We start from the raw sequence: 18,002 nt of genomic DNA on the forward strand, positions 1-18,002 counted from the left end.
AAACCCTTAGACGGTGCGGACGACGTCCTCGTAAGCAAACTTCGGCTTGGCCTCACCCCACGCGTCCACACCGGGCAGGCCGATGTTGACCACGAGGAAGCTCTTCTGGCTGCCGTCGGGGAAGAAAGCGGCGTCAATCGCGGGGAAGTCCGCCCCCGTCATGGGACCGGCGGCGAATCCGAGGGAGCGGACGGCGAGGATGAAGTAGCCGGCCTGCAGGTGGGCGTTGTTGTTGCCGGTGGCGGCGGCGAGGTCCGGAGCGGCATCGTACATGGCCTTGGGCGCGTTGTAGCCGGGGAGGAAGCTGTCCCACTGTTCCTGCCAGGACGTGTCGTAGCTGAGGACCGCCACGAGCGGCGCGGACGCCGTCTTGGCACGGTTGCCGTTGGAGAGGGTGCCCACGAGGGTGGCGCGGGCCGCCTCAGAGCGGACGTAGGTGACGCGCAGCGGCTGCGAGTTGAACGCGGTGGGGCCAAACTTGGTCAGCTCGTAGATGGCGCGCGCCTGCTCGTCCGTAACCTCCCCGGTGAAGGCGTTGGCAGTGCGGGCTTCGGCAAAGATTGCGTCTACGGCCGCTGCGTCGATTGCTGCTTCGTCATGGGCGATTGTCATTCGCATCCCTTTCGCTGGGCCCGCGCATCCGGGTGATGGCTGGCGTTCTGCTTCCATAATTACAACCCCGGCGCCGGTCCTCCACTTCCCGTGTCCGCCCATGACCTTCGGCACATGCCCCTGCAAGGGACAGGACCGCACAGGACAGGACCGCGCGGGCCGGAACGGGCCGCGCGGTAAAGTTGCTGCGGAAGATTCCTTCCCCGCCCCGCCCTATTCTCTGAAAGGCTCCCGGCAATGAGCATGCTCGGTACCAAATGGAAGCTCCACGGCAACGGCAAGTCGATCCGCCCCGGTGAAGTCGTCAAGCCGGACGAGCGCCTTGCCTGGCCCCTCACCATCGGCGTCGGGATGCAGCACGTTGTCGCCATGTTCGGCGCCACCTTCCTGGTCCCGATCATCACCGGCATGCCGCCCGCCACCACGCTCTTCTTCTCCGGCATCGGCACACTCCTGTTCCTGGTCATCACGAAGGGCCAGGTGCCGAGCTACCTCGGCTCCAGCTTCGCTTTCATCGCGCCGATAATGGCCTCGCAGCACCAGTTCGGCATCCCGGGCGCGCTCGGCGGCGTCGTGCTGGCCGGCGTCGGGCTGGCCCTGATCGGCGCCCTCGTGCAGAAGTTCGGCGCGGGCTGGATCAACCGGCTGATGCCGCCGATCGTCACGGGCACCATCGTCGCCCTGATCGGCCTCAACCTGGCCCCGGCTGCCAAAAACAACTTCGCCGCCGCCCCCGTCACGGCCGTGATCACCCTCGCCACGATCATCCTGGTCAGCGTCTTCTTCCGCGGCATCCTGGGCCGGTTGAGCATCCTGGTGGGCGTCGTGGTGGGCTATATCGTCGCAATGATGCGCGGCGAAGTCGATTTCTCCAAGATGGACGGCGCCGCCTGGATCGGGCTGCCGTACTTCCAGACCCCCGAATTCCACCTCGGCGTCGTGGGACTCTTCGTGCCGGTCGTGCTGGTGCTCGTCGCAGAGAACATCGGCCATGTGAAGTCCGTGTCCGCCATGACCGGACAGAACCTCGACGGAGTCTCCGGACGCGCGCTGATGGCCGACGGCGCGGCCACCGTGCTGGCCGGCTTCGGCGGCGGCTCGGGCACCACGACTTATGCGGAAAACATCGGCGTAATGGCCGCCACCAAGGTGTATTCGACGGCGGCCTACTGGGTGGCCGGCATCTTTGCCGTAGTGCTGAGCTTCTCGCCGAAGTTCGGTGAGCTCATCGCGACCGTTCCGGTTGGCGTGCTGGGCGGCGCGGCCACGATGCTCTACGGCATGATCGGCGTCCTGGGCGTGAAGATCTGGGTCCAGAACAAGGTTAACTTCTCCAACCCTGTCAACCTCACCACGGCCGCCGTCGCACTGATCATCGGCATCGCGGACTACACCTGGGCCGTCGGCGACCTGACGTTCAACGGCATTGCCCTGGGCTCCGCCGCCGCCCTGGTGATCTACCACGGCATGAAGGCCATCGGGAAGGCACGCGGCACGGTGGCCGAGCCCGAGACCGAGGGTTCCGTCCTGCCTCCCGCGGTCAAGGCTGCAGCGAGCGCCGCGGCGAAGCGCGCGGCCAGGAAGCGCCGCTAGCCTCTGGCCCGCGCCGGACAAAAGGCCGGCATCCTGCCGCTGAAGAGCGACGGGATGCCGGCCTTTGTTGTCAGCATGCGGCGGGACGTCCGACGGCGGTGCTCAGCCGGCGTCGAAGGATTCCTTGTCGTCGCTGTCACGGTCCTTCGGCGCCTTGCTGCCAGGAAGGTCGGTGCCGCTTCCGTCGGGCAGGCCGGCCGCGTCCTGGCCGGGCTCCGAGGAGACGGGGCCCTCTGCGTCTGGCTTCTCCGTGTTGGAGGCGTCCATCTCGGCGTCAGTGGAAGGCACCGCTGCGTCCGGCTTGTTCCCGGCTGCGCCCGGCATCTCCTCTTCGGGGGTCGGCGTTCCGTAGCCGCCCGGCTCCTCGATGCGGCTTCCTTGCTGGTTCTCCTGCGTCATTTCAGTCCTCCTGTGTATGGGTGCCTTCCTCCGGACCCGGCGAAGCAGGCCCCTCGGAATGGCCCGGCGAAGCAGACAGTTCCAGCCTACGCGGAAATAGTCAGTAAACTTAGTACCAATGCGTCCCCGGATGCCCCCGCCCAGCGACGCAGGCGTTCCCGCGGTTCCGCTGGGATAGCATGGACTGGCTCCGGCACACCCGGCACCCCGCCTGCTTCCCGCTCGAAGGATGACCCATGACGGCACCGCACCTCGAGGACCGCGTCCGCTCCCGGCTCAACCTCTCCGGCCGCAAGGACCGGGTCGCGCTCGTGGTGGCGCTCGGCATCCTGAGCGCGGTCAGCCCGATGGCCACGGACATGTACCTGGCGTCCATGCCCCGCATGGCCGAGTACTTCGGGACCTCGGCCACGGCGGTGCAGCTGACCCTGACCACCTACATGGTCGGCATGGCACTCGGGCAGTTCCTGCTGGGCCCGGTCTCCGATGTGGTGGGCCGGCGCCGACTCATGGTGGCGGGCAATGTGCTGTTCCTGCTCAGTTCCCTGGCGGCCGTCCTCTCCCCCAGCATCGAGGTGGTCATCGCGCTGCGCGCGGTCCAGGGCCTGGCCGGCGCCGCGGGCGTGGTGATCGCCCGGGCCGTGGTCGCCGATATCGCCACCGGGCGGCAGGCAGCGAAACTCTTCTCGGTGCTGGCGACCATCACCTCCTTCGCCCCTGCCGTGGCCCCCCTGCTCGGCGGGGTCATTGCCACCGTCGCCCCGTGGCAGGCCGTGTTCTACGCGCTCTCCGGGTTCGGCCTGCTGATGCTCGCCTGCTCCCTATTCGTCATCCCGGAGACGCTGCCGCCGGAAAAGCGCCACCGCGGTGGACTGCGCGCCGTCGTCGGCACCTCCTGGGCGGTCATGCGCACCCCCTCGTTCATGGCCTACGCCCTGACCTTCGGTTTCGCGTTCGGCTCCCTGTTCTCCTACATCTCCGCTTCCTCGTTCGTGGTGCAGAACGTGCTGGGCTTCTCCGCCCTGGGCTACTCCGTGATCTTCGCCGTAAACGCGGGCGGCTCCATCCTCGGGGCCATCGTCAATACCCGGCTGCTCGACCGCATCGAGCCCGGCACCATCCTGCGCACGGCGGTCGTGATCGTGGGTGCGGTCAACGTCGCGGGCCTCGGTCTCGTCCTGGCCGGGATCACCGGCTGGCCCACGCTGGTACACCTTTTCGTCAGCCAGTCCTGCCTGGGTTTCGTCTTCGGCAACGCCGTGGGCCTCGCCCAGGGGCGGGCCCCGGGGCGGGCCGGCGCGGGCTCGGCGGTGCTGGGCCTGGTCCAGTTCATCTTCGGAGGCCTCGTGAGCCCGCTGACCGGACTGGCCGGCCAGCAGTCGGCGGTGCCGATGGCCATCTCCATGGCAGTATGCTCGGCCCTGGCCGTGGCGGCCGCGCTGTCCGCCCGCCGCCTGGCCTGAGAGTAGACTGCCGTCCCATAGACCGGTTCTGCCCCGCCCGGAGGTGTGCCAGTGTCCCATACGGAGGAGTCCGCCGACGACGGGCGGCATGAGTCGGTCGAAGAGCAGCTGGACCGCAACTGGCTCGAACTGCTCCAGGAGCTCCGCGTCCTGCAGACCGGGGTGCAGATCCTCGCGGGCTTTCTCCTGACGTTGCCGTTCCAGTCGAGGTTCGAGACCCTGGACCGCTTCGAGACAACGCTCTATCTCGCCAACGTCGTCCTGGCCGCGCTTACCACGGCCCTAATCCTGCTGCCGGTGAGTGTGCACCGGCGGCTGTTCAGGATGCACCTGAAATCCACGCTGGTGTCCAGCGCGGACAGGATCGCGAAGGTGGCGCTGGCCGGCGTCGGCCTGCTCAGCGTGGGCACCTCGGCCCTGGTCTTCGACGTCGCAGCCGGACGGACTGCAGGGCTCACCGCCGGCGCGGCATTGCTGGCCGTGCTCCTGGTCCTGCTGGTCTATCTCCCGGCCAGGCTCCGCCGGCAGGCACGAAAGTGACCAAGGCATCGCAGGCCGGGCGCGCCCTTAGGCCCCTTCGAGCACCTGGCTGGTCGCCCGGCTGAGGTACTTCGCGGCGTTCGCGAGGGCATCGTCCGGGCTCCCGGCCAGGTCCAGCAACTGCGCCGCCGCCACCACGCCATGCCCGGCAAGCTCCTCCGGTGTGACCAGTATCCGTCCGGCGACCACGATCACCGGGATGCCGCGTTCCTGCGCTGCATCGGCGAGGGCAATCGGTGCCTTGCCGGTCAGGGACTGGGAATCCAGGGATCCCTCACCGGTGATCACGAGGTCCGCCCCGGCGAGCCTGGCAGCGAGGCCGGTGAGACCTGCCACCAGCTGGAACCCGCCTTCCAGGGCGGCGTTGGTGAAGGCCAGGAACGACGCCGGGAAGCCACCGGCCGCTCCGGCACCGGGGATGTTGACGTCCCGGCCGGTGGCCTGGCGCAGGACCGAGGCCCAGTTCCGCAGTCCCGCGTCGAGCAGATCCACGGCGTCCTCGTCGGCACCCTTCTGGGGAGCGAACACCTGCGCTGCCCCGTCGCTGCCGAAAAGCGGGTTCTGCACATCCACGGCGATCCGGAACTTCACGGCGGACAGCCGGGGATCGAGGCCGCCGGCATCCACGGACACTACATCCGCCAGCGAACCGCCGCCCAGGGGAACGACGTTGCCGGCGGCGTCCAGAGGCGTGAGCCCCAGCGCGCGGAGGGCGCCGCTGCCGCCGTCGCTCATGGCCGAGCCGCCCAGGCCCAGCACGATCTCCGTGGCGCCGGCGTCCAGCGCCGCGGCGATCAGCTGCCCGCAGCCGTAGCTGTGGGCGCGCAGGGCGTTGGCCGGTGTGGGTTCCATGTGCGCCAGGCCGGATGCCTGCGCCGTTTCAATCACCGCGGTGGCCCCGCCGAACGCGTCCTTGCGGATGGCCCAGGCGGCGCCGACCGGAGCCAGGATCGGGCCGACGACGGCGTTGAGCCGCTCCTCGTACCCGGCGGCGACGGCTGCCGCCAGGGTTCCTTCGCCGCCGTCGGCCACGGGAAACTGGATGGCCTCGGCGTCGGGATAGACCCGGAGGGCGCCTTCGGCGATGGCGGAGGCGGCTTCGGCGGCGGTGAGGGAGCCCTTGAACTTGTCCGGGGCGATGAGGATGCGCATGGCACTATCCTGCCAGCCGGGGCCGACAGCGGCTGCCATGGTGCTCAGTCCCACAGCCCGCGCTCCTGCAGGACCTCCTTGAGCAGGTCCGCGCGGTCGGTGACGATCCCGTCGACGCCGAGGTCGAGCAAGCGGTGCATTTCCGCGGTCTCGTTGATGGTCCAGACATGGACCTGCAGGCCGTGCCGGTGCGCGCGGCGGACCAGGCCCGGCGTCACCACCGTCACGGCGCCGTAGCGGACCGGGACCTGCAGGGCGTGGACACCGCGGAGCGCCCGCCCCGCCACGAGCCGCAGCAGCGGCGCCGGCAGCACCGGCCCCAGCAGAACGAACAGCGCGTTGGAGACGATGCCGCCCGAGCCGGCGGCGGGCCGGCTCAGCTGCCTGAGCACGGCGCGGCGACGGCGGTCCGAAAAGCTGGCGATCAGCACCCGGTCGTGTAGCCCGTACCGTTCGATCGCTGCGGCCAGGGGTGCCACCGAGCCCCAGTCCTTGACGTCGAGGTTGAGCCGGACCTCAGGAAAGGCCGTGATCAGCTCCTCGAACAGCGGGATCGGCTCCGCGCCGTTGATCCGCGCGAGCGCGACCGTCTCCGCGGACAGTTCCGAGATCCTGCCCCGTCCGTCCGTGACCCGGTCCAGGGTTTCGTCATGGAAGAGCAGCAGGACGCCGTCGGCCGTGGTGTGGACGTCCGTCTCCAGGTGCCGGAACCCCAGCTCGACGGCGGCGCGGAACGCGGCCATCGAGTTTTCCAGGCCGTCCCGGGAGAAGCCGCGGTGTGCCATCGCGAGGGGCGCCGCGGGGCCCTCATCATTCAAGCCGCCGGCCGCGAAGAAGGGATGCGGATCGCTCACTCCTGAAGCGTACCGGAGCCCCGCCTGCCGGAGCCGGAGCCCCGGTCCGGCTCCGGCTTCGACTCCTTGGGCGGAATCAGGAGGGGTTCGGGAGGATGTCCACGCCGTCGCTGCAGTGCAGCAGGGTGCGGCCGCGGCCGCCGTCGAGGTCCACCCAGACGGCGGTGTGGTCCGAGGTGACGGCGGCCACCAGGCCAGTGGCTTCATAGCCGGGCAAGAGCCGGACCCGGACCCGGTCACCCTGGCGCAGGCTCTTCCAGTGCTCGTCCGGATCCACCCGGCGCAGAGGCTGCTCGTCCCTGTTTTCCATACGGTACCTGGCCATGATTTCCCCACCATTGCTCAATAAACCCGTCGCGAAGCTTCAGCGTAGGAGGCCAAGGTGAACGGCAGTTGACGGGCCGCCGGGAAACGGGTGGCGGCCCGTCAGCGGGGAGGATCAGGGAAGCCGGACGCCCCGGGCAGCGAGTTTGGCCTCAAGGATCTGGGCCACGCCGTCGTCGTCGAAATGCGGGGCCTGCTGGCCGGCGGCGCGGATGGCCTCCGGGTGGCCGCTGGCCATCGCATAGCCGTCGCCGGCCCAGCGCAGCATCTCGATGTCGTTGGGCATGTCCCCGAATGCCACCACGTCGCCGGCCCCGATGCCCAGCGACGCGGCATATTCGGCGAGGGTGACGGCCTTGTTCACACCGGGGAGGGAGAGTTCCAGAAGCGCCATGTTCGGCGCCGAGTGGGTGGCCGCTGCCAGGTGTGCGACGGCAGGGGTCACCTCGGCCAGGAAATCATCCGCGGTCCCCTCGCGGACGATTGCCAGGAACTTCACAACGGAATCCGCGGCGGTCAGCGTGGTGTGCAGCGCTGCAGGCGTGTACTCGGCGAGCAGGCGGCCGGAGCCGTTCTCGATGAACCCCGGTTCCAGGTGGAAGCCGGTCAGGGTTTCGGCGGCGAACAGTGCCGCGGGGCGAAGCCGTCGGATGATGCGGCGCGCCTCGAACACGGCGTCCAGTTCCAGGGCCCGGGCCGATACCATCCGGTCCGCCTCGAGGTCCCATACCACCGCACCGTTGGAGCAGATCACGGTTCCGGTGTGGCCCAGCTGCTCGCGCAGGGGGTTCAGCCAGCGCGGCGGGCGCCCGGTCACAAAGACCAGTTCGACCCCGGCGTCGCGGCAGGCCTGGAACGCCCGGACAGTGCGGGCACTGATCTTGCCGTCGTGGCCGAGGATCGTTCCGTCAATGTCACTTGCTACGAGCCGCATACTGCCAGTCTACGTTGGCTTGTCGGGGCGGATTCCCGGCCCGCTCCGGTCTGCGCTGCGTCCGGCTCGCGGGCCGACGGCCGCAGGGTGCGGCTCAGACGTCGATCGTGACGACGGCGCGTTCCCCGCCCGAGTCCGCCCGCGCCCCGGTTTCGGAACTGACGGCCCGCGAGACGCAGCAGCACATCTTCGCCGCGGCGTGCTGCTGGCGCTCACTGTAGAAGACGTCGCGGTGGTCGATGGAACCCTGCAGGCCCAGCAACCGCACTTCGCAGAGCCCGCACTCACCCTTGCGGCAGTCGAACATCATGTCGACGCCGGCATCCTCGAGGGCCTCCAGCATGGACTTCCCGGGACCCACAGTCGCCTCGACGCCCAGGCGCGGCACGCGGACGAGGAATTCCTCCGGGTCGAACCAGCCGCTGTTGCCGAAGGTCTCGTACCGGAGGTTCGGCATGCTGAGCCCGAGCGTGTCCCAGCCGCGCTTGACGGCATCCATCAGCCGGATCGGACCGCACATATAGAGTTCCGTCTCCGGATCCACCGAAGCTAGCAGCTCATCGACCTGCAGTGCCGTGCCTTCGTCGTCCACGTGAACGCGAAGTGCGTCGCCGTGGAGCCCCTCCAGCTGGGGCAGGTAGGCCATCGCGTCACGGCTGCGGCCGGAGTAGACGAGGGTGTAGTCCGCCTTGGTGTTGCGGAGCACGCGGGCCATGTTGACCATCGCGGTGATGCCGATGCCGCCGGCCAGCAGCACGTAACGCGGTGCGCCCACCCGGAGCGGGAAGTTCTGCAGGGACTGGGTGATCTCAAGCTGGTCCCCGATCTCAAGACCTTGCATGAACACCGAGCCGCCGCGTGATTGCGGGGTCCGGAAGACGCTAATCGCCACACGCTGGCCGTCCTCGCTGGAATCCACCGCGGAATAGGAGCGCTTGTGCCGTTCGCCGTCGATCGTCACCATCACGTCGATGTGCGAGCCGGGCTCCGCCCGCTTGGGCAGGGACTGGGACAGGACCAGGCGGCGGGTCTCCGCGGTGATGGACTCCGCCTCGACGACAGTGCCTGTCTGCCAGATCTCTAGGTTCGTTGCTGCCATGGCTTCTTCTAACTTCTCGGTGCCGGTACGGTCAGACGGTCGGGATGAGGCGGCCTTCGGCGACGAGCTGGCGCTCGATCAGCCGCCGCACCCACATGCCGCCGGCGTCGATATTGAGGTTGTAGAACTCATAGTCCGGGTTGGCGTCGATGGCCTCCTGCTGGGCTTTGAGCATGGCCTCATCCTCGCCGAACACGCCGTGCACCCCGTTGCGCAGCTGGGTGGTGATGAGCTGGCTCTCCAGCCGGTAGTTGCGCATGAAGGCCCAAAAATAGTGGCAGGTCTTGGCGGTCTCCGGGGAAATGGTGTTCATGACGAAGCCGTTCACGCCCTGGCTGCGGTCACCTTCCGGGGCACCCGTGCCGGCCATCGCGACGCCGACGTCGATGTTGATGGTCGACGGCGACTGGAAGGTGATGATCTGCCAGCGGTCCACCTTGCCGTCAAAACCGGGGAACTTGTCCCGCATGTTCTTGAGCCAGAACGGCGGTGCATCGATGTCGAGCATCCAGCGGGACACAGTGACGGTGTTGCCATCCTGGGTCACGACGAAATCAGATTCGCTCAGCTCGTCCTGCCCGATCGAGGACGAGTGCACGAATTCCTCGTGGGTCAGGTCCATCAGGTTGTCCAGCACCAGCTGGTAGTTGCAGGGGGCGAAGATGGTCTCCCCGTCGCCGGCCCATTCGTCCGAGCTCATCTGGTGCATGTCCGGGATCAGGTCCGGATCTGCCCGGGTCGGATCGCCCAGCCACACCCAGAGGTAGCGGTAGCGCTCGACCACGGGGAAGGACGGCACGGTGGCGCTCGGGTTGACGGTTTCCTGCGCCGGCATGGAGACACAGCGGCCCGCGGAGTTGTAGACGATGCCGTGGTAGGGGCACTGGATCTGGTCCTTGCCGAGCGTCTTACCCATGGACAGGGGTGCCAGCCGGTGCCAGCATGCGTCCGCGAGGGCCACGGCCCTGCCGTCCTCGGTGCGGTACAGGGCCAGGGGCCGGTCGGCGATCCGACGCGACATCGGCTTTCGGGTAACTTCATGGTCCCAGGCGGCCACGTACCAGGCATTCAGCGGGTAGCCCAGCACTTTGTTGGTTGTCGAACTCATGGACTGCATCAGCGCGGTCATGGTTATTCCTTCCCGTCACGCTATACCTATATACATAGGTAGTGGTCTGGATCACAGCATACCTATGTTGATAGTTAGTTGCAACCCTTCCCGATCCGCACGGAAAATGGCACAGGGCAGCGGGAATGCGAAAGGCCCGGACACCTTCGGTTTCCGGGCCTTTCGGCGATCAGGATTCGAGTTTGTCAATCAACTCCAGGCCTCTTTGGGCCCATGCTATCTCCGCCTTGGCGCGGTCAATCATGCCTTCGTAGGTGAAGATCTTATACCCGGCAATCTTGGCCCGATCCACTTCGGGTGCCGATTCGAGGCGCCTTGCCAGGATGGGGTTGCTGCGGTCCTCCAGTGCCTCGATCATCTCCTGCCATTGCCGTGCACGGGAGGAGTGGTACGCCATGTGAGCGCGCATCTGGGCCCGCGCCGCCTCGGGTTCGGCCCACTCCAGGTAAGCCGCCTTGAGGTGGATCGGGTCGCGCTCCCGCGCATAGTCCAGGGTGGTGTTCATCCAGGCCCGGAAAGCCTCGACCCCTTCCGGGGTGATGTGGTAACGCTTTTTCTTGCCCTTTTTACCCCAGGGCTCCTCGACACCACGGAGGAGTCCATCCTTTTCCATCCGGCGGAGCTCGGGGTAGATCTGAGAATCCGGGGCATGCCAGACGTAGCCGACAGACTGTTCGAAGTGCTTGAAAACGTCATAGCCCGTCAGGGGTTGGGACGTCAGCAATGCAAGTAGGGCGTAACGCAGACTCACCTGCCACCGATCCTCTCCGTCAGGGCGCCGCGGTGCCGATGCCTTTCGGCAGGACCGGACGCAGCCTCCATTAAACCCCTTGTCAACTATCTACATTCATAGTTATGCTGTGTCTCGCGCCACATATAACTATCAGTATAGATAGTTTGCCCTGCTGCCGCTCCTTCAACGATGAGGTCCGGCCGCTGGCTCCGGAAAGCCACACCTCCCCTTCCGTACCCGCAGTTAAGCATCCGCCCGGACCGCCCGAGGCCTCCAGAAAGTAGTCCCATGCAACTCCAAGAACGCATCGACGCGTCACGCATGTCCCTGTACCAATGGTTGATTGTGGGACTGTGCATCGTCCTCAATGCCCTTGACGGCTTCGACGTCCTGGCCATGGCCTTCACAGCCAACAGCGTCACCCGCGAATTCGGCCTCAGCGGCGCAGAACTTGGCATTCTGCTCAGCGCCGGACTGGTCGGCATGGCCATCGGCTCGCTGGGCTTGGCCCCCTTCGCCGACCTTATCGGACGCCGGCCCATGGTTCTGGTCTCCGTCGGTCTCGCCACCACCGGGATGCTGCTGGCTTCCCTGTCGCATTCCGCCGTTGAACTCGGGATCTGGCGCGTGGTCACGGGCCTCGGCATCGGCGGGATCCTCGCCTGCACCAATGTGATCGCCAGCGAGTACTCGTCAAAGCGTTGGCGTGGGCTGGCCATCAGCATTTACACCGCCGGCTACGGCATCGGGGCGACCTTGGGCGGCACTGCTGCGGTGACCCTGCAGGCAAGCTTCGGCTGGCGCTCGGTCTTCCTGTTCGGTGGCATCTGCACAGCCGCCACCTTCGTCCTGCTGGCGGTCCTGCTGCCCGAGTCCGTGGACTTCCTGGCCACCCGCCGTCCCCGCAATGTCCTTGATCGCCTCAACAAGATCGCCCGCAAGATCGGACAGCCGGCCGTGACGGAGCTCCCCGCAGCCGCCGTCAAGGCGGACCGCGAGAACAAACTCTCCGAACTGTTCACGGCAGGCAACCGCCGCTCCACGTGGCTCGTCTGGCTGGCCTTCTTTGCCACTATGTTCGGCTTCTACTTCGTGAACAGCTGGACGCCGCGGCTCCTCGTCACGGCCGGTATGACCGAGAGCCAGGGAGTCGTCGGTGGGCTGATGCTGACCCTCGGCGGCACCTTTGGGTCCCTGCTCTACGGCCTGCTAACCATCCGCTGGAACAGCCGGAAGGTGATGATCGCCTTTGCTGTCCTGTCCGCCGCCACCATGGTGATGTTCATTTCCACCGCGGGCGTCCTCGCCCTCGCCTTCGTGGCCGGCGGCGTGGTGGGCATGCTGATCAACGGCTGCATCGCGGGCATGTACACCATCACCCCGGCGCTCTACGGCGCGTCCGTGCGGAGCACCGGCGTGGGCTGGGCAATCGGGATCGGACGGGTTGGCGCGATCGTCGCCCCGTTGATGACCGGCGCCCTGCTTGATGCGCACTGGACGGCTTCCATGCTCTACATGGGTGTCGGCGTCGTGGTCCTCGTGGCCGGTGCCGCCGTGGCCGCCATGCGGCCGGCCGCCCCGGAGGCGCGGTCAAGCGCCGAAGTACAGGAGAAGCTGACGACGGCGGTCTGACGCGGCAGGCCTGCCGCGAGCGCGAAACCGCCGGAAGCGTGCCGGATCGCCGGAAAATTACGGCGAATTCGCAGGATTCCGGCGATTTCGGCGTCGGGACCGGCCAGCACCCCGGGCCGGGGGCTAGCGCCGTTCGTAGATTCCGGTCAGCGTCGACTTGGCCAGCGTGTGCGGGCCGAGCTTCGCTTCCAGCTTCGCCGGGGAGGCGCCGGCGTCGAGCCCGGACTGCGCAACATCCAGGGCATGGACGGTGACGATGTAACGGTGCGGCCCGTGGCCCTTGGGCGGCGCGGCCCCCAGATAGCCGGCCGACCCGCCGTCGTTCCTCAACTGGAAGGCGCCCCGCGGCAGGCCGCCGCCGTGCCGGGAACCCGCGCCCGCCGCCAAGGAGGTGACGTCCGCGGGGATGTCCAGCACGGCCCAGTGCCAGAATCCGCCGTGGCCCGGGGCGTCCGGATCAAACATGGTGACGGCATAGCTCCTGGTGCCGGCGGGGGCGCCGCGCCAGCTCAGTTGTGGCGATTCGTCGCTGCCGCCGGGTCCGGTCGCGGCGCCGCGTTGCGCGGCCGGGAGGGTCTGCCCGTCGTCGAACGATTCGCTGCCCAGTGTAAAGGCAGAGTTGCCGTGCCGGGCTTCGTGGGGATCACGGGTTGTCATGGCTGCCTTTCCCTTGCAGTTGAGGCCGGCAGGGGCGCACCGGCCTCCGCCAGCTTCAGTTCCTCCCGGGTGGGCGGGTTCGCGCCGGCGCGGGACACGGTCGCCGCCGCCGCGGCGGCCGCGTGCGCCAGGAGTTCGCGCATCGAGCCGGCGGACAATTCGCGGAGGGCCTTGCGGTTCTGTGCACCGTCCAGGCCCCGGTCCACCACGCCGGACAGCAGCGCGGCCATAAAGGAGTCCCCGGCACCGACGGTGTCCGCCACGGTCACCGCGGGGGCGGGGAAGTGCGCTTCGCCGGCGGCATTGACGCCCCAGGGGCCCTCGGCGCCGCGGGTCACCACGACCATCGCCGGGCCTTCCGCGCCGCCCAGCGCGAGCCAGCGGCGCGCCGAGTCGAGCGGATCCACTCCGGGGTACAGCCATTCAAGGTCCTCGTCGGAGGCCTTCACGATGTCCGCCAGGGCGACGAATTTCTCCGCCTGTCCGCGCGCGTAGTCCACATCGGCGATGATGCTCGGCCGGCAGTTTGGATCGAAACTGACCGTCGTTGAAGGATGGGCATGTTCGACGGCGGCCAGCACCGCGGCGGCGCCGGGCGCCAGCATGGTGGCAATCGATCCGGTGTGCAGCAGGGTGGTGCCCTGCAGCAGGAAGGGCAGCCGCTCCGCCAAGCCGGGCAGCTCCCAGGCGAGGTCGAACGTATAGCTGGCGGCGCCGTCGTCGCCGATCTGCGCGGTGGCCACGGAGGTGGGTAGTCCGTCCGGGGCCACGGGCAGCAGCACGGAGCTGGATTTAAGGTGGGCGGCGAGGGATTCACCGTAGGCGTCCCGCCCGTAGCGGCCGACGAACTGCACCGGGTGGTCCAGCCTGGCCAGCCCCACCGCCACGTTCAGGGGGCTGCCGCCGACATGGGCCTGGGTCCCGGAGGAGCGCTGGACGACATCGACCAGGCCCTCGCCAATAACTGTGAGCATGCTCATACTCTGCCAGAGAACGCAGCCCGGCGCCCCTGTTTTGCGGCGTCCGATTGACGGACCCGGCATGCCGCTCAGCCGGGGAGGGGGCGGGACGTGTCCATCCGTATCCCGGCGGCCTCGGCATCCCGGTACCTCGCATCGATGAGGACCACGTCCTTGCCGGCGCGCTGCAGCAGGCTGGCGGCGATGCCGGCCCGGTAACCGGATGCGCAGTGGATCCAGAGTTTTCCGGCCGGGATGTCCGTCAGGCGCAGCAGGAGTTCGTGCAGCGGGACATTCACCGCACCGGCCACCCGCGACTTGGCGTATTCGTCGGCGCGCCGCACGTCCAGGACGGTGTCTGCGCCGGCCCGGCCCGCCAGCACCTCATCCCAGCCCACGCGGGGGTAGGAGGCCAGGGCGGACTCCGGGGCCAGGGCGTGCGGATCCGTACCGACGGCGGCATCCGGGGATTCGATGCCGATGCGGGTGAGGTCCCGGATGGCGTGTTCGACGTCCCCGTGCGAGCCGACGAGGGTGAGCTTCTCACCCCATGGCATCACCCAGCCCAGGTAGGTGCTGAAGCTGTTCCCGTATTCGAAGCTCACGCTGCCCTGGAGGTGGTTGCTGGCGAACGCCACGCGGTGGCGCAGATCCACCACCCACTCCCCGTCGTGGAGGCGCCGGGCGAGCTCCGCGGCGTCGAGCGACTCCGCCACGGCCAGCACCGCCGGGCCGGGGCCCTGTGCGTTGGCGACGCCCATGTGCGCGTAGTACGAGGGGTAGGCCGTGAGGTTGGCAATGAGTTCGCGGACGAAGTGCTCCTCGTCCGGGTCCGTCAGGGCATGGTTCGCGGTCAGCTGCTCGCCGATCGTGGAGGATCCGGCGCCGGACGCCGGCCCGGACGAGCAGAACGAGCCGAAGCCATGCGTCGGGAACAGCGCGGCGTCGTGCCCGGCCTGGGCAACGAGGCGCCGTACCGAGGCGTACTGGTCGTGGGTGAGGCCGACCGTGTCCTCCGCTGCGACGAGGTCGGTCCGGCCGACGGATCCGTACAGCAGGCTTCCGCCGGAGAAGACGGCCTGCCTCCCGCCGTCGTCGACGATGAAGGACAGGTGCGTGTGGGTGTGGCCGGGGGTGGCGACGGCCCTGACCGTCAGCGAGCCCACCCTGACGGTCTGGCCGTCGGTGATGGGCTGGCGATCGAACGTCACCGGGTCCGCGGCGTTCACGAGGTACTGCGCGCCGTGCGCCTTGGCCAGCTCCAGGCCGCCGGTGATGTAGTCGTTGTGGACGTGCGTCTCAGCCACGTGCGTGATGACGACGCCGGCTTCCCTGGCCGCGGCTTCGACGCGGTCGGTGTCCCGCTGCGGGTCGATGACCAGCGCCACCGAGCCGTCGTGGACCAGATAGCTCCGGTCCCCCAACTGGGGAGTTTCGATCACGATGACGTCCATGGTTCCCATCATGGCCCCTGGGCGTGCGAAATCAAGCCGGTCGGCGGGGCCGGGGCCGCCCGGCTGGCTAGGGCTGGCGATGCTGGCCCGCGGCGCCGTCCTGCTGGTATGCGTCCTGCTGGTAGAGGTCCGGGATGCCGTCGTGGTCCGAATCGACCTTTTCCTCTTCCTCTGCCCGGCGGTACTGGCGGTTCCGGGTCCGCAGCACCGCGGTGGCCAGCAGCGCCGCCAGCAGCGATGCCACCAGGATCGCGACCTTCGCGTGGTCATCGTGGACGCTGCCCTGGCCGAAGCTCAGCTCGGCGACGAGCAGGGACACGGTGAAACCGATGCCCGCCAGGATGGAGACCCCGAAGATATCGATCCATTTGAAGGACGCATCCAGCCGTGCCCTGGTGGCCTTGGTAAGAAGCCAGGTCGTCCCAAGGATCCCTGCCGGCTTGCCCAGCACCAGGGCCAGGATGATGCCCACCGCCACCGGATCGGTCAGCGCCGAGCCGAGTCCCTCCCAGCCACCCACCGCGACGCCGGCGGAGAAGAAGGCGAAGACCGGAACGGCCACCCCGGCGGAAATCGGGCGGAAGCGGTGTTCAAAAATTTCGGCCAGGCCCGGCCCGGCCTCGGGGCCGCCGCTGGCCCGGGAGCGGATCACCGGGATCGCGAAGCCGAGCAGGACGCCGGCCACCGTGGCGTGGATGCCCGAGGAGTGTACGAGCGCCCAGGTTGCGATGCCGAGGGGCAGCAGGATCAGCCATGCGGCCATGGGGTGGGTGCCGAAGAAGCGCCGGTACTTCTGCGCCAGGAAGGTATAGAGGCCCAGCGGGATGAGCGCCAGCAGCAGCGGCAGGGGCTGAAGGTTGCTGGAGTAGAAGACCGCGATGATGCAGATGGCCAGGAGGTCGTCCACCACTGCGAGGGTGAGCAGGAAGATCCGCAGGGCGCTGGGCAGGTGCGAGCCCACGATCGCCAGCACCGCGACGGCGAAGGCGATATCGGTGGCGGTGGGGATGGCCCAGCCCCGCAGGGTCTCCGGGCTGGCGAGGTTGACCAGGGCGAAGATCAGGGCGGGAACGATGACGCCGCCCACCGCCGCGGCGACGGGCACGACCGATTTGCTCGGCTGCCGCAGGTCGCCCGCGATGAACTCCCGTTTGAGCTCGAGCCCGACGAGGAAGAAGAAGATGGCCAGCAGTCCGTCGGAAGCCCACGCCGCCAGGCTCAGCTCAAGGTGCCAGGGTGCGTAGCCAATCCGGAAGTCCCGGAGCGCAAAGTAGCTGCCCGAGGCCGGAGAGTTGGCCCAGATGAGGGCGATCACGGCGGCCGCGACCAGCAGGGCGCCGCCCACCGTTTCCTTGCGCAGGATTTCCCCGATCCGCAGCGATTCGGCGTAGCTGCCGCGGCCAAAGACGGTGAAACGCGGCGGGACGGGAGGAGGCGTGGCGCTCATGGGGTCCTAAAAGTTGGGTCGACTGAACTATGCCGACCAGACTTCCCGGCGCACCTGTTGCTAGTCTATCCGCAAACGGGCCGGGGCTCAGCCGAGCAGTTGCTGGACGAGTTCGCGGCACTTCCGGTAGGCGGCGGCCTTCGGATCGATCAGGGCAAAGTGATCACCGGGGATCTTCAGCAATTGGACCGGGGAGCCGGCAGCCTTCGCCGCTGCGGCATACGACTCGGACTGGCTCACCGGGACGGTGTCATCCTCTGTGCCGTGAACGGCATAGACCGGAACCCCCAACGGCACGGCGCTCATCGGGTCCGTGTATTTATGCCTTTTGGGGTATTTCTCGGAGGATCCTCCGAGCAGGTTGCTGACGGCGCCGTTGCTGAGGTTGAGCCGCTCGGCGGCCGCCAGGTTGAGCACCCCGGACTGGCTCACGACGCCGGTGAGCTGCACCGCGCCGCCGTCGAGGTTTCGCAGCAGCTGGCGGTCCGCCTCCGGGGCGCCGAGCCGGTCCAGCCGGCTGCGTCCCGCCGCCCAGACGGCCAGATGGCCGCCGGCGGAGTGCCCCAGCGCAACGACGCGCTCCAGGCCGAGGCCGTGCTCGGCCGCTACGTCGCGAAGCTTGTCGATGCCGGCCAGCACATCCGCAAAGGTGTTCGGCCAGCCGCCTCCGTTGCCGGCGCGCCGGTATTCCAGGTTCCAGGCAGCCATGCCGTGCGCCGCGAGGTCCTTGGCCAGCGGCTCTCCGAGTTCGGCGCCATACTGTGAACGCCAGTAGCCGCCGTGGATGACGACGACAATGCCCTTGGGCGCGGTTTCCGGCAGGAACAGCTCACCCCATTGGCTGGGATCATCCCCGTAGTGGTACTTGTGCCGCATCACTGTGTCCTCCTCGGGGCCCGGTTATGAGCCGGCGGAGACTGTCCCCAGTGTCACCGCCGCTGCGGCTGCGGTGACAGGCCGACGCCGCACGTGAGCCATGTGCTGAGCCTACCTTGGGCGCCGCGCGGCACCGCGTAGGGCA

18 protein-coding genes are annotated in these 18,002 nt (G+C 68.2%); 4 read left to right on the plus strand and 14 right to left on the minus strand.

Translation table 11 applies throughout. The features are described 5' to 3' along the window. Positions 1-6 precede the first annotated feature (6 nt). Positions 7-612, minus strand: coding sequence for a malonic semialdehyde reductase (locus E5206_RS02350; protein WP_136321087.1), 606 nt, complete (start codon positions 610-612; stop codon positions 7-9). Between the two features lie 237 nt (positions 613-849). On the opposite strand from E5206_RS02350, the gene E5206_RS02355 reads away from it, so the two are divergent. Beyond that, entirely contained in the window at positions 850-2,205 is a 1,356-nt protein-coding gene (locus tag E5206_RS02355) for a solute carrier family 23 protein (protein WP_136321088.1), read from the plus strand. A 102-nt stretch (positions 2,206-2,307) separates the two neighbouring features. Here the strand turns inward: E5206_RS02355 and E5206_RS02360 are convergent, their stop codons facing one another. Further along, positions 2,308-2,604 carry a hypothetical protein gene (locus tag E5206_RS02360; RefSeq protein WP_136321089.1) on the minus strand — a complete coding sequence of 99 codons (297 nt, stop codon included), beginning with the start codon at positions 2,602-2,604 and terminating at the stop codon, positions 2,308-2,310. A 236-nt stretch (positions 2,605-2,840) separates the two neighbouring features. On the opposite strand from E5206_RS02360, the gene E5206_RS02365 reads away from it, so the two are divergent. Together E5206_RS02365 and E5206_RS02370 are read left to right on the plus strand one after the other, a co-directional pair. Continuing rightward, the gene (locus E5206_RS02365; protein WP_136321090.1) at positions 2,841-4,067 is read left to right on the plus strand and encodes a multidrug effflux MFS transporter; all 1,227 of its coding nucleotides are present in this window, start codon (positions 2,841-2,843) and stop codon (positions 4,065-4,067) included. A gap of 51 nt (positions 4,068-4,118) precedes the next feature. Continuing rightward, positions 4,119-4,607 (plus strand): DUF6328 family protein, encoded by a 489-nt coding sequence (locus tag E5206_RS02370; protein ID WP_136321091.1) that lies wholly within the window; start codon positions 4,119-4,121, stop codon positions 4,605-4,607. A 27-nt stretch (positions 4,608-4,634) separates the two neighbouring features. On the opposite strand, the gene E5206_RS02375 is transcribed toward E5206_RS02370, so the two are convergent. The 7 genes from E5206_RS02375 to E5206_RS02405 form a co-directional block, all read right to left on the minus strand. Then, the gene (locus tag E5206_RS02375; protein WP_136321092.1) at positions 4,635-5,759 is read right to left on the minus strand and encodes a glycerate kinase; all 1,125 of its coding nucleotides are present in this window, start codon (positions 5,757-5,759) and stop codon (positions 4,635-4,637) included. A 44-nt stretch (positions 5,760-5,803) separates the two neighbouring features. Then, a complete protein-coding gene (locus E5206_RS02380) occupies positions 5,804-6,613 on the minus strand; it encodes a glycerophosphodiester phosphodiesterase (protein ID WP_136321093.1) in 810 nt (269 codons plus the stop codon). A 76-nt stretch (positions 6,614-6,689) separates the two neighbouring features. Next, complete coding sequence (locus E5206_RS02385; RefSeq protein ID WP_136321094.1) at positions 6,690-6,938, minus strand: hypothetical protein; 249 nt, start codon at positions 6,936-6,938, stop codon at positions 6,690-6,692. Positions 6,939-7,052: 114 nt separating this feature from the next. After that, entirely contained in the window at positions 7,053-7,871 is an 819-nt protein-coding gene (locus E5206_RS02390; RefSeq protein WP_136321095.1) for an HAD family hydrolase, read from the minus strand. 94 nt (positions 7,872-7,965) lie between these two features. Next, complete coding sequence (locus tag E5206_RS02395; protein WP_136321096.1) at positions 7,966-8,970, minus strand: PDR/VanB family oxidoreductase; 1,005 nt, start codon at positions 8,968-8,970, stop codon at positions 7,966-7,968. 31 nt (positions 8,971-9,001) lie between these two features. Beyond that, positions 9,002-10,099, minus strand: coding sequence for an aromatic ring-hydroxylating dioxygenase subunit alpha (locus E5206_RS02400; protein ID WP_205759988.1), 1,098 nt, complete (start codon positions 10,097-10,099; stop codon positions 9,002-9,004). Positions 10,100-10,268: 169 nt separating this feature from the next. Beyond that, entirely contained in the window at positions 10,269-10,850 is a 582-nt protein-coding gene (locus E5206_RS02405) for a PadR family transcriptional regulator (protein ID WP_136321098.1), read from the minus strand. A 270-nt stretch (positions 10,851-11,120) separates the two neighbouring features. Here E5206_RS02405 and E5206_RS02410 point away from each other — a divergent pair, with 270 nt between their 5' ends. Next, a complete protein-coding gene (locus E5206_RS02410; protein ID WP_136321099.1) occupies positions 11,121-12,464 on the plus strand; it encodes an MFS transporter in 1,344 nt (447 codons plus the stop codon). Positions 12,465-12,587: 123 nt separating this feature from the next. Here the strand turns inward: E5206_RS02410 and E5206_RS02415 are convergent, their stop codons facing one another. The 5 genes from E5206_RS02415 to E5206_RS02435 form a co-directional block, all read right to left on the minus strand. After that, the gene (locus E5206_RS02415) at positions 12,588-13,121 is read right to left on the minus strand and encodes a YbhB/YbcL family Raf kinase inhibitor-like protein (protein ID WP_136321100.1); all 534 of its coding nucleotides are present in this window, start codon (positions 13,119-13,121) and stop codon (positions 12,588-12,590) included. Next, positions 13,118-14,095: a PfkB family carbohydrate kinase gene (locus tag E5206_RS02420; RefSeq protein WP_136321101.1), complete on the minus strand. Its 978-nt coding sequence runs from the start codon at positions 14,093-14,095 to the stop codon at positions 13,118-13,120. Before E5206_RS02420 ends, E5206_RS02415 begins: the two co-directional genes overlap by 4 nt. 74 nt (positions 14,096-14,169) lie before the next feature. Then, positions 14,170-15,534 carry an MBL fold metallo-hydrolase gene (locus E5206_RS02425; RefSeq protein ID WP_136323918.1) on the minus strand — a complete coding sequence of 455 codons (1,365 nt, stop codon included), beginning with the start codon at positions 15,532-15,534 and terminating at the stop codon, positions 14,170-14,172. Positions 15,535-15,601: 67 nt separating this feature from the next. Then, the gene (gene nhaA, locus E5206_RS02430; RefSeq protein WP_136321102.1) at positions 15,602-16,981 is read right to left on the minus strand and encodes a Na+/H+ antiporter NhaA; all 1,380 of its coding nucleotides are present in this window, start codon (positions 16,979-16,981) and stop codon (positions 15,602-15,604) included. Between the two features lie 87 nt (positions 16,982-17,068). Further along, positions 17,069-17,860 carry an alpha/beta hydrolase gene (locus E5206_RS02435; RefSeq protein WP_136321103.1) on the minus strand — a complete coding sequence of 264 codons (792 nt, stop codon included), beginning with the start codon at positions 17,858-17,860 and terminating at the stop codon, positions 17,069-17,071. Positions 17,861-18,002 lie beyond the last annotated feature (142 nt).

The sequence above is a fragment of the Arthrobacter sp. PAMC25564 genome, from assembly GCF_004798705.1.
In the GTDB taxonomy this organism is placed as follows: domain Bacteria; phylum Actinomycetota; class Actinomycetes; order Actinomycetales; family Micrococcaceae; genus Arthrobacter.

What these genes read in the sequence shown, in the direction of transcription:
- E5206_RS02395 (WP_136321096.1), bottom strand. Translation starts at nt 8,970, where the DNA reads ATGGCAGCAACGAACCTAGAGATCTGGCAGACAGGCACTGTCGTCGAG.
- E5206_RS02415 (WP_136321100.1), bottom strand. Translation starts at nt 13,121, where the DNA reads ATGACAACCCGTGATCCCCACGAAGCCCGGCACGGCAACTCTGCCTTT.
- E5206_RS02350 (WP_136321087.1), bottom strand. Translation starts at nt 612, where the DNA reads ATGACAATCGCCCATGACGAAGCAGCAATCGACGCAGCGGCCGTAGAC.
- E5206_RS02365 (WP_136321090.1), top strand. Translation starts at nt 2,841, where the DNA reads ATGACGGCACCGCACCTCGAGGACCGCGTCCGCTCCCGGCTCAACCTC.
- E5206_RS02400 (WP_205759988.1), bottom strand. Translation starts at nt 10,099, where the DNA reads ATGACCGCGCTGATGCAGTCCATGAGTTCGACAACCAACAAAGTGCTG.
- E5206_RS02360 (WP_136321089.1), bottom strand. Translation starts at nt 2,604, where the DNA reads ATGACGCAGGAGAACCAGCAAGGAAGCCGCATCGAGGAGCCGGGCGGC.
- E5206_RS02425 (WP_136323918.1), bottom strand. Translation starts at nt 15,534, where the DNA reads ATGGACGTCATCGTGATCGAAACTCCCCAGTTGGGGGACCGGAGCTAT.
- E5206_RS02385 (WP_136321094.1), bottom strand. Translation starts at nt 6,938, where the DNA reads ATGGCCAGGTACCGTATGGAAAACAGGGACGAGCAGCCTCTGCGCCGG.
- E5206_RS02420 (WP_136321101.1), bottom strand. Translation starts at nt 14,095, where the DNA reads ATGCTCACAGTTATTGGCGAGGGCCTGGTCGATGTCGTCCAGCGCTCC.
- E5206_RS02390 (WP_136321095.1), bottom strand. Translation starts at nt 7,871, where the DNA reads ATGCGGCTCGTAGCAAGTGACATTGACGGAACGATCCTCGGCCACGAC.
- E5206_RS02410 (WP_136321099.1), top strand. Translation starts at nt 11,121, where the DNA reads ATGCAACTCCAAGAACGCATCGACGCGTCACGCATGTCCCTGTACCAA.
- E5206_RS02375 (WP_136321092.1), bottom strand. Translation starts at nt 5,759, where the DNA reads ATGCGCATCCTCATCGCCCCGGACAAGTTCAAGGGCTCCCTCACCGCC.
- nhaA (WP_136321102.1), bottom strand. Translation starts at nt 16,981, where the DNA reads ATGAGCGCCACGCCTCCTCCCGTCCCGCCGCGTTTCACCGTCTTTGGC.
- E5206_RS02355 (WP_136321088.1), top strand. Translation starts at nt 850, where the DNA reads ATGAGCATGCTCGGTACCAAATGGAAGCTCCACGGCAACGGCAAGTCG.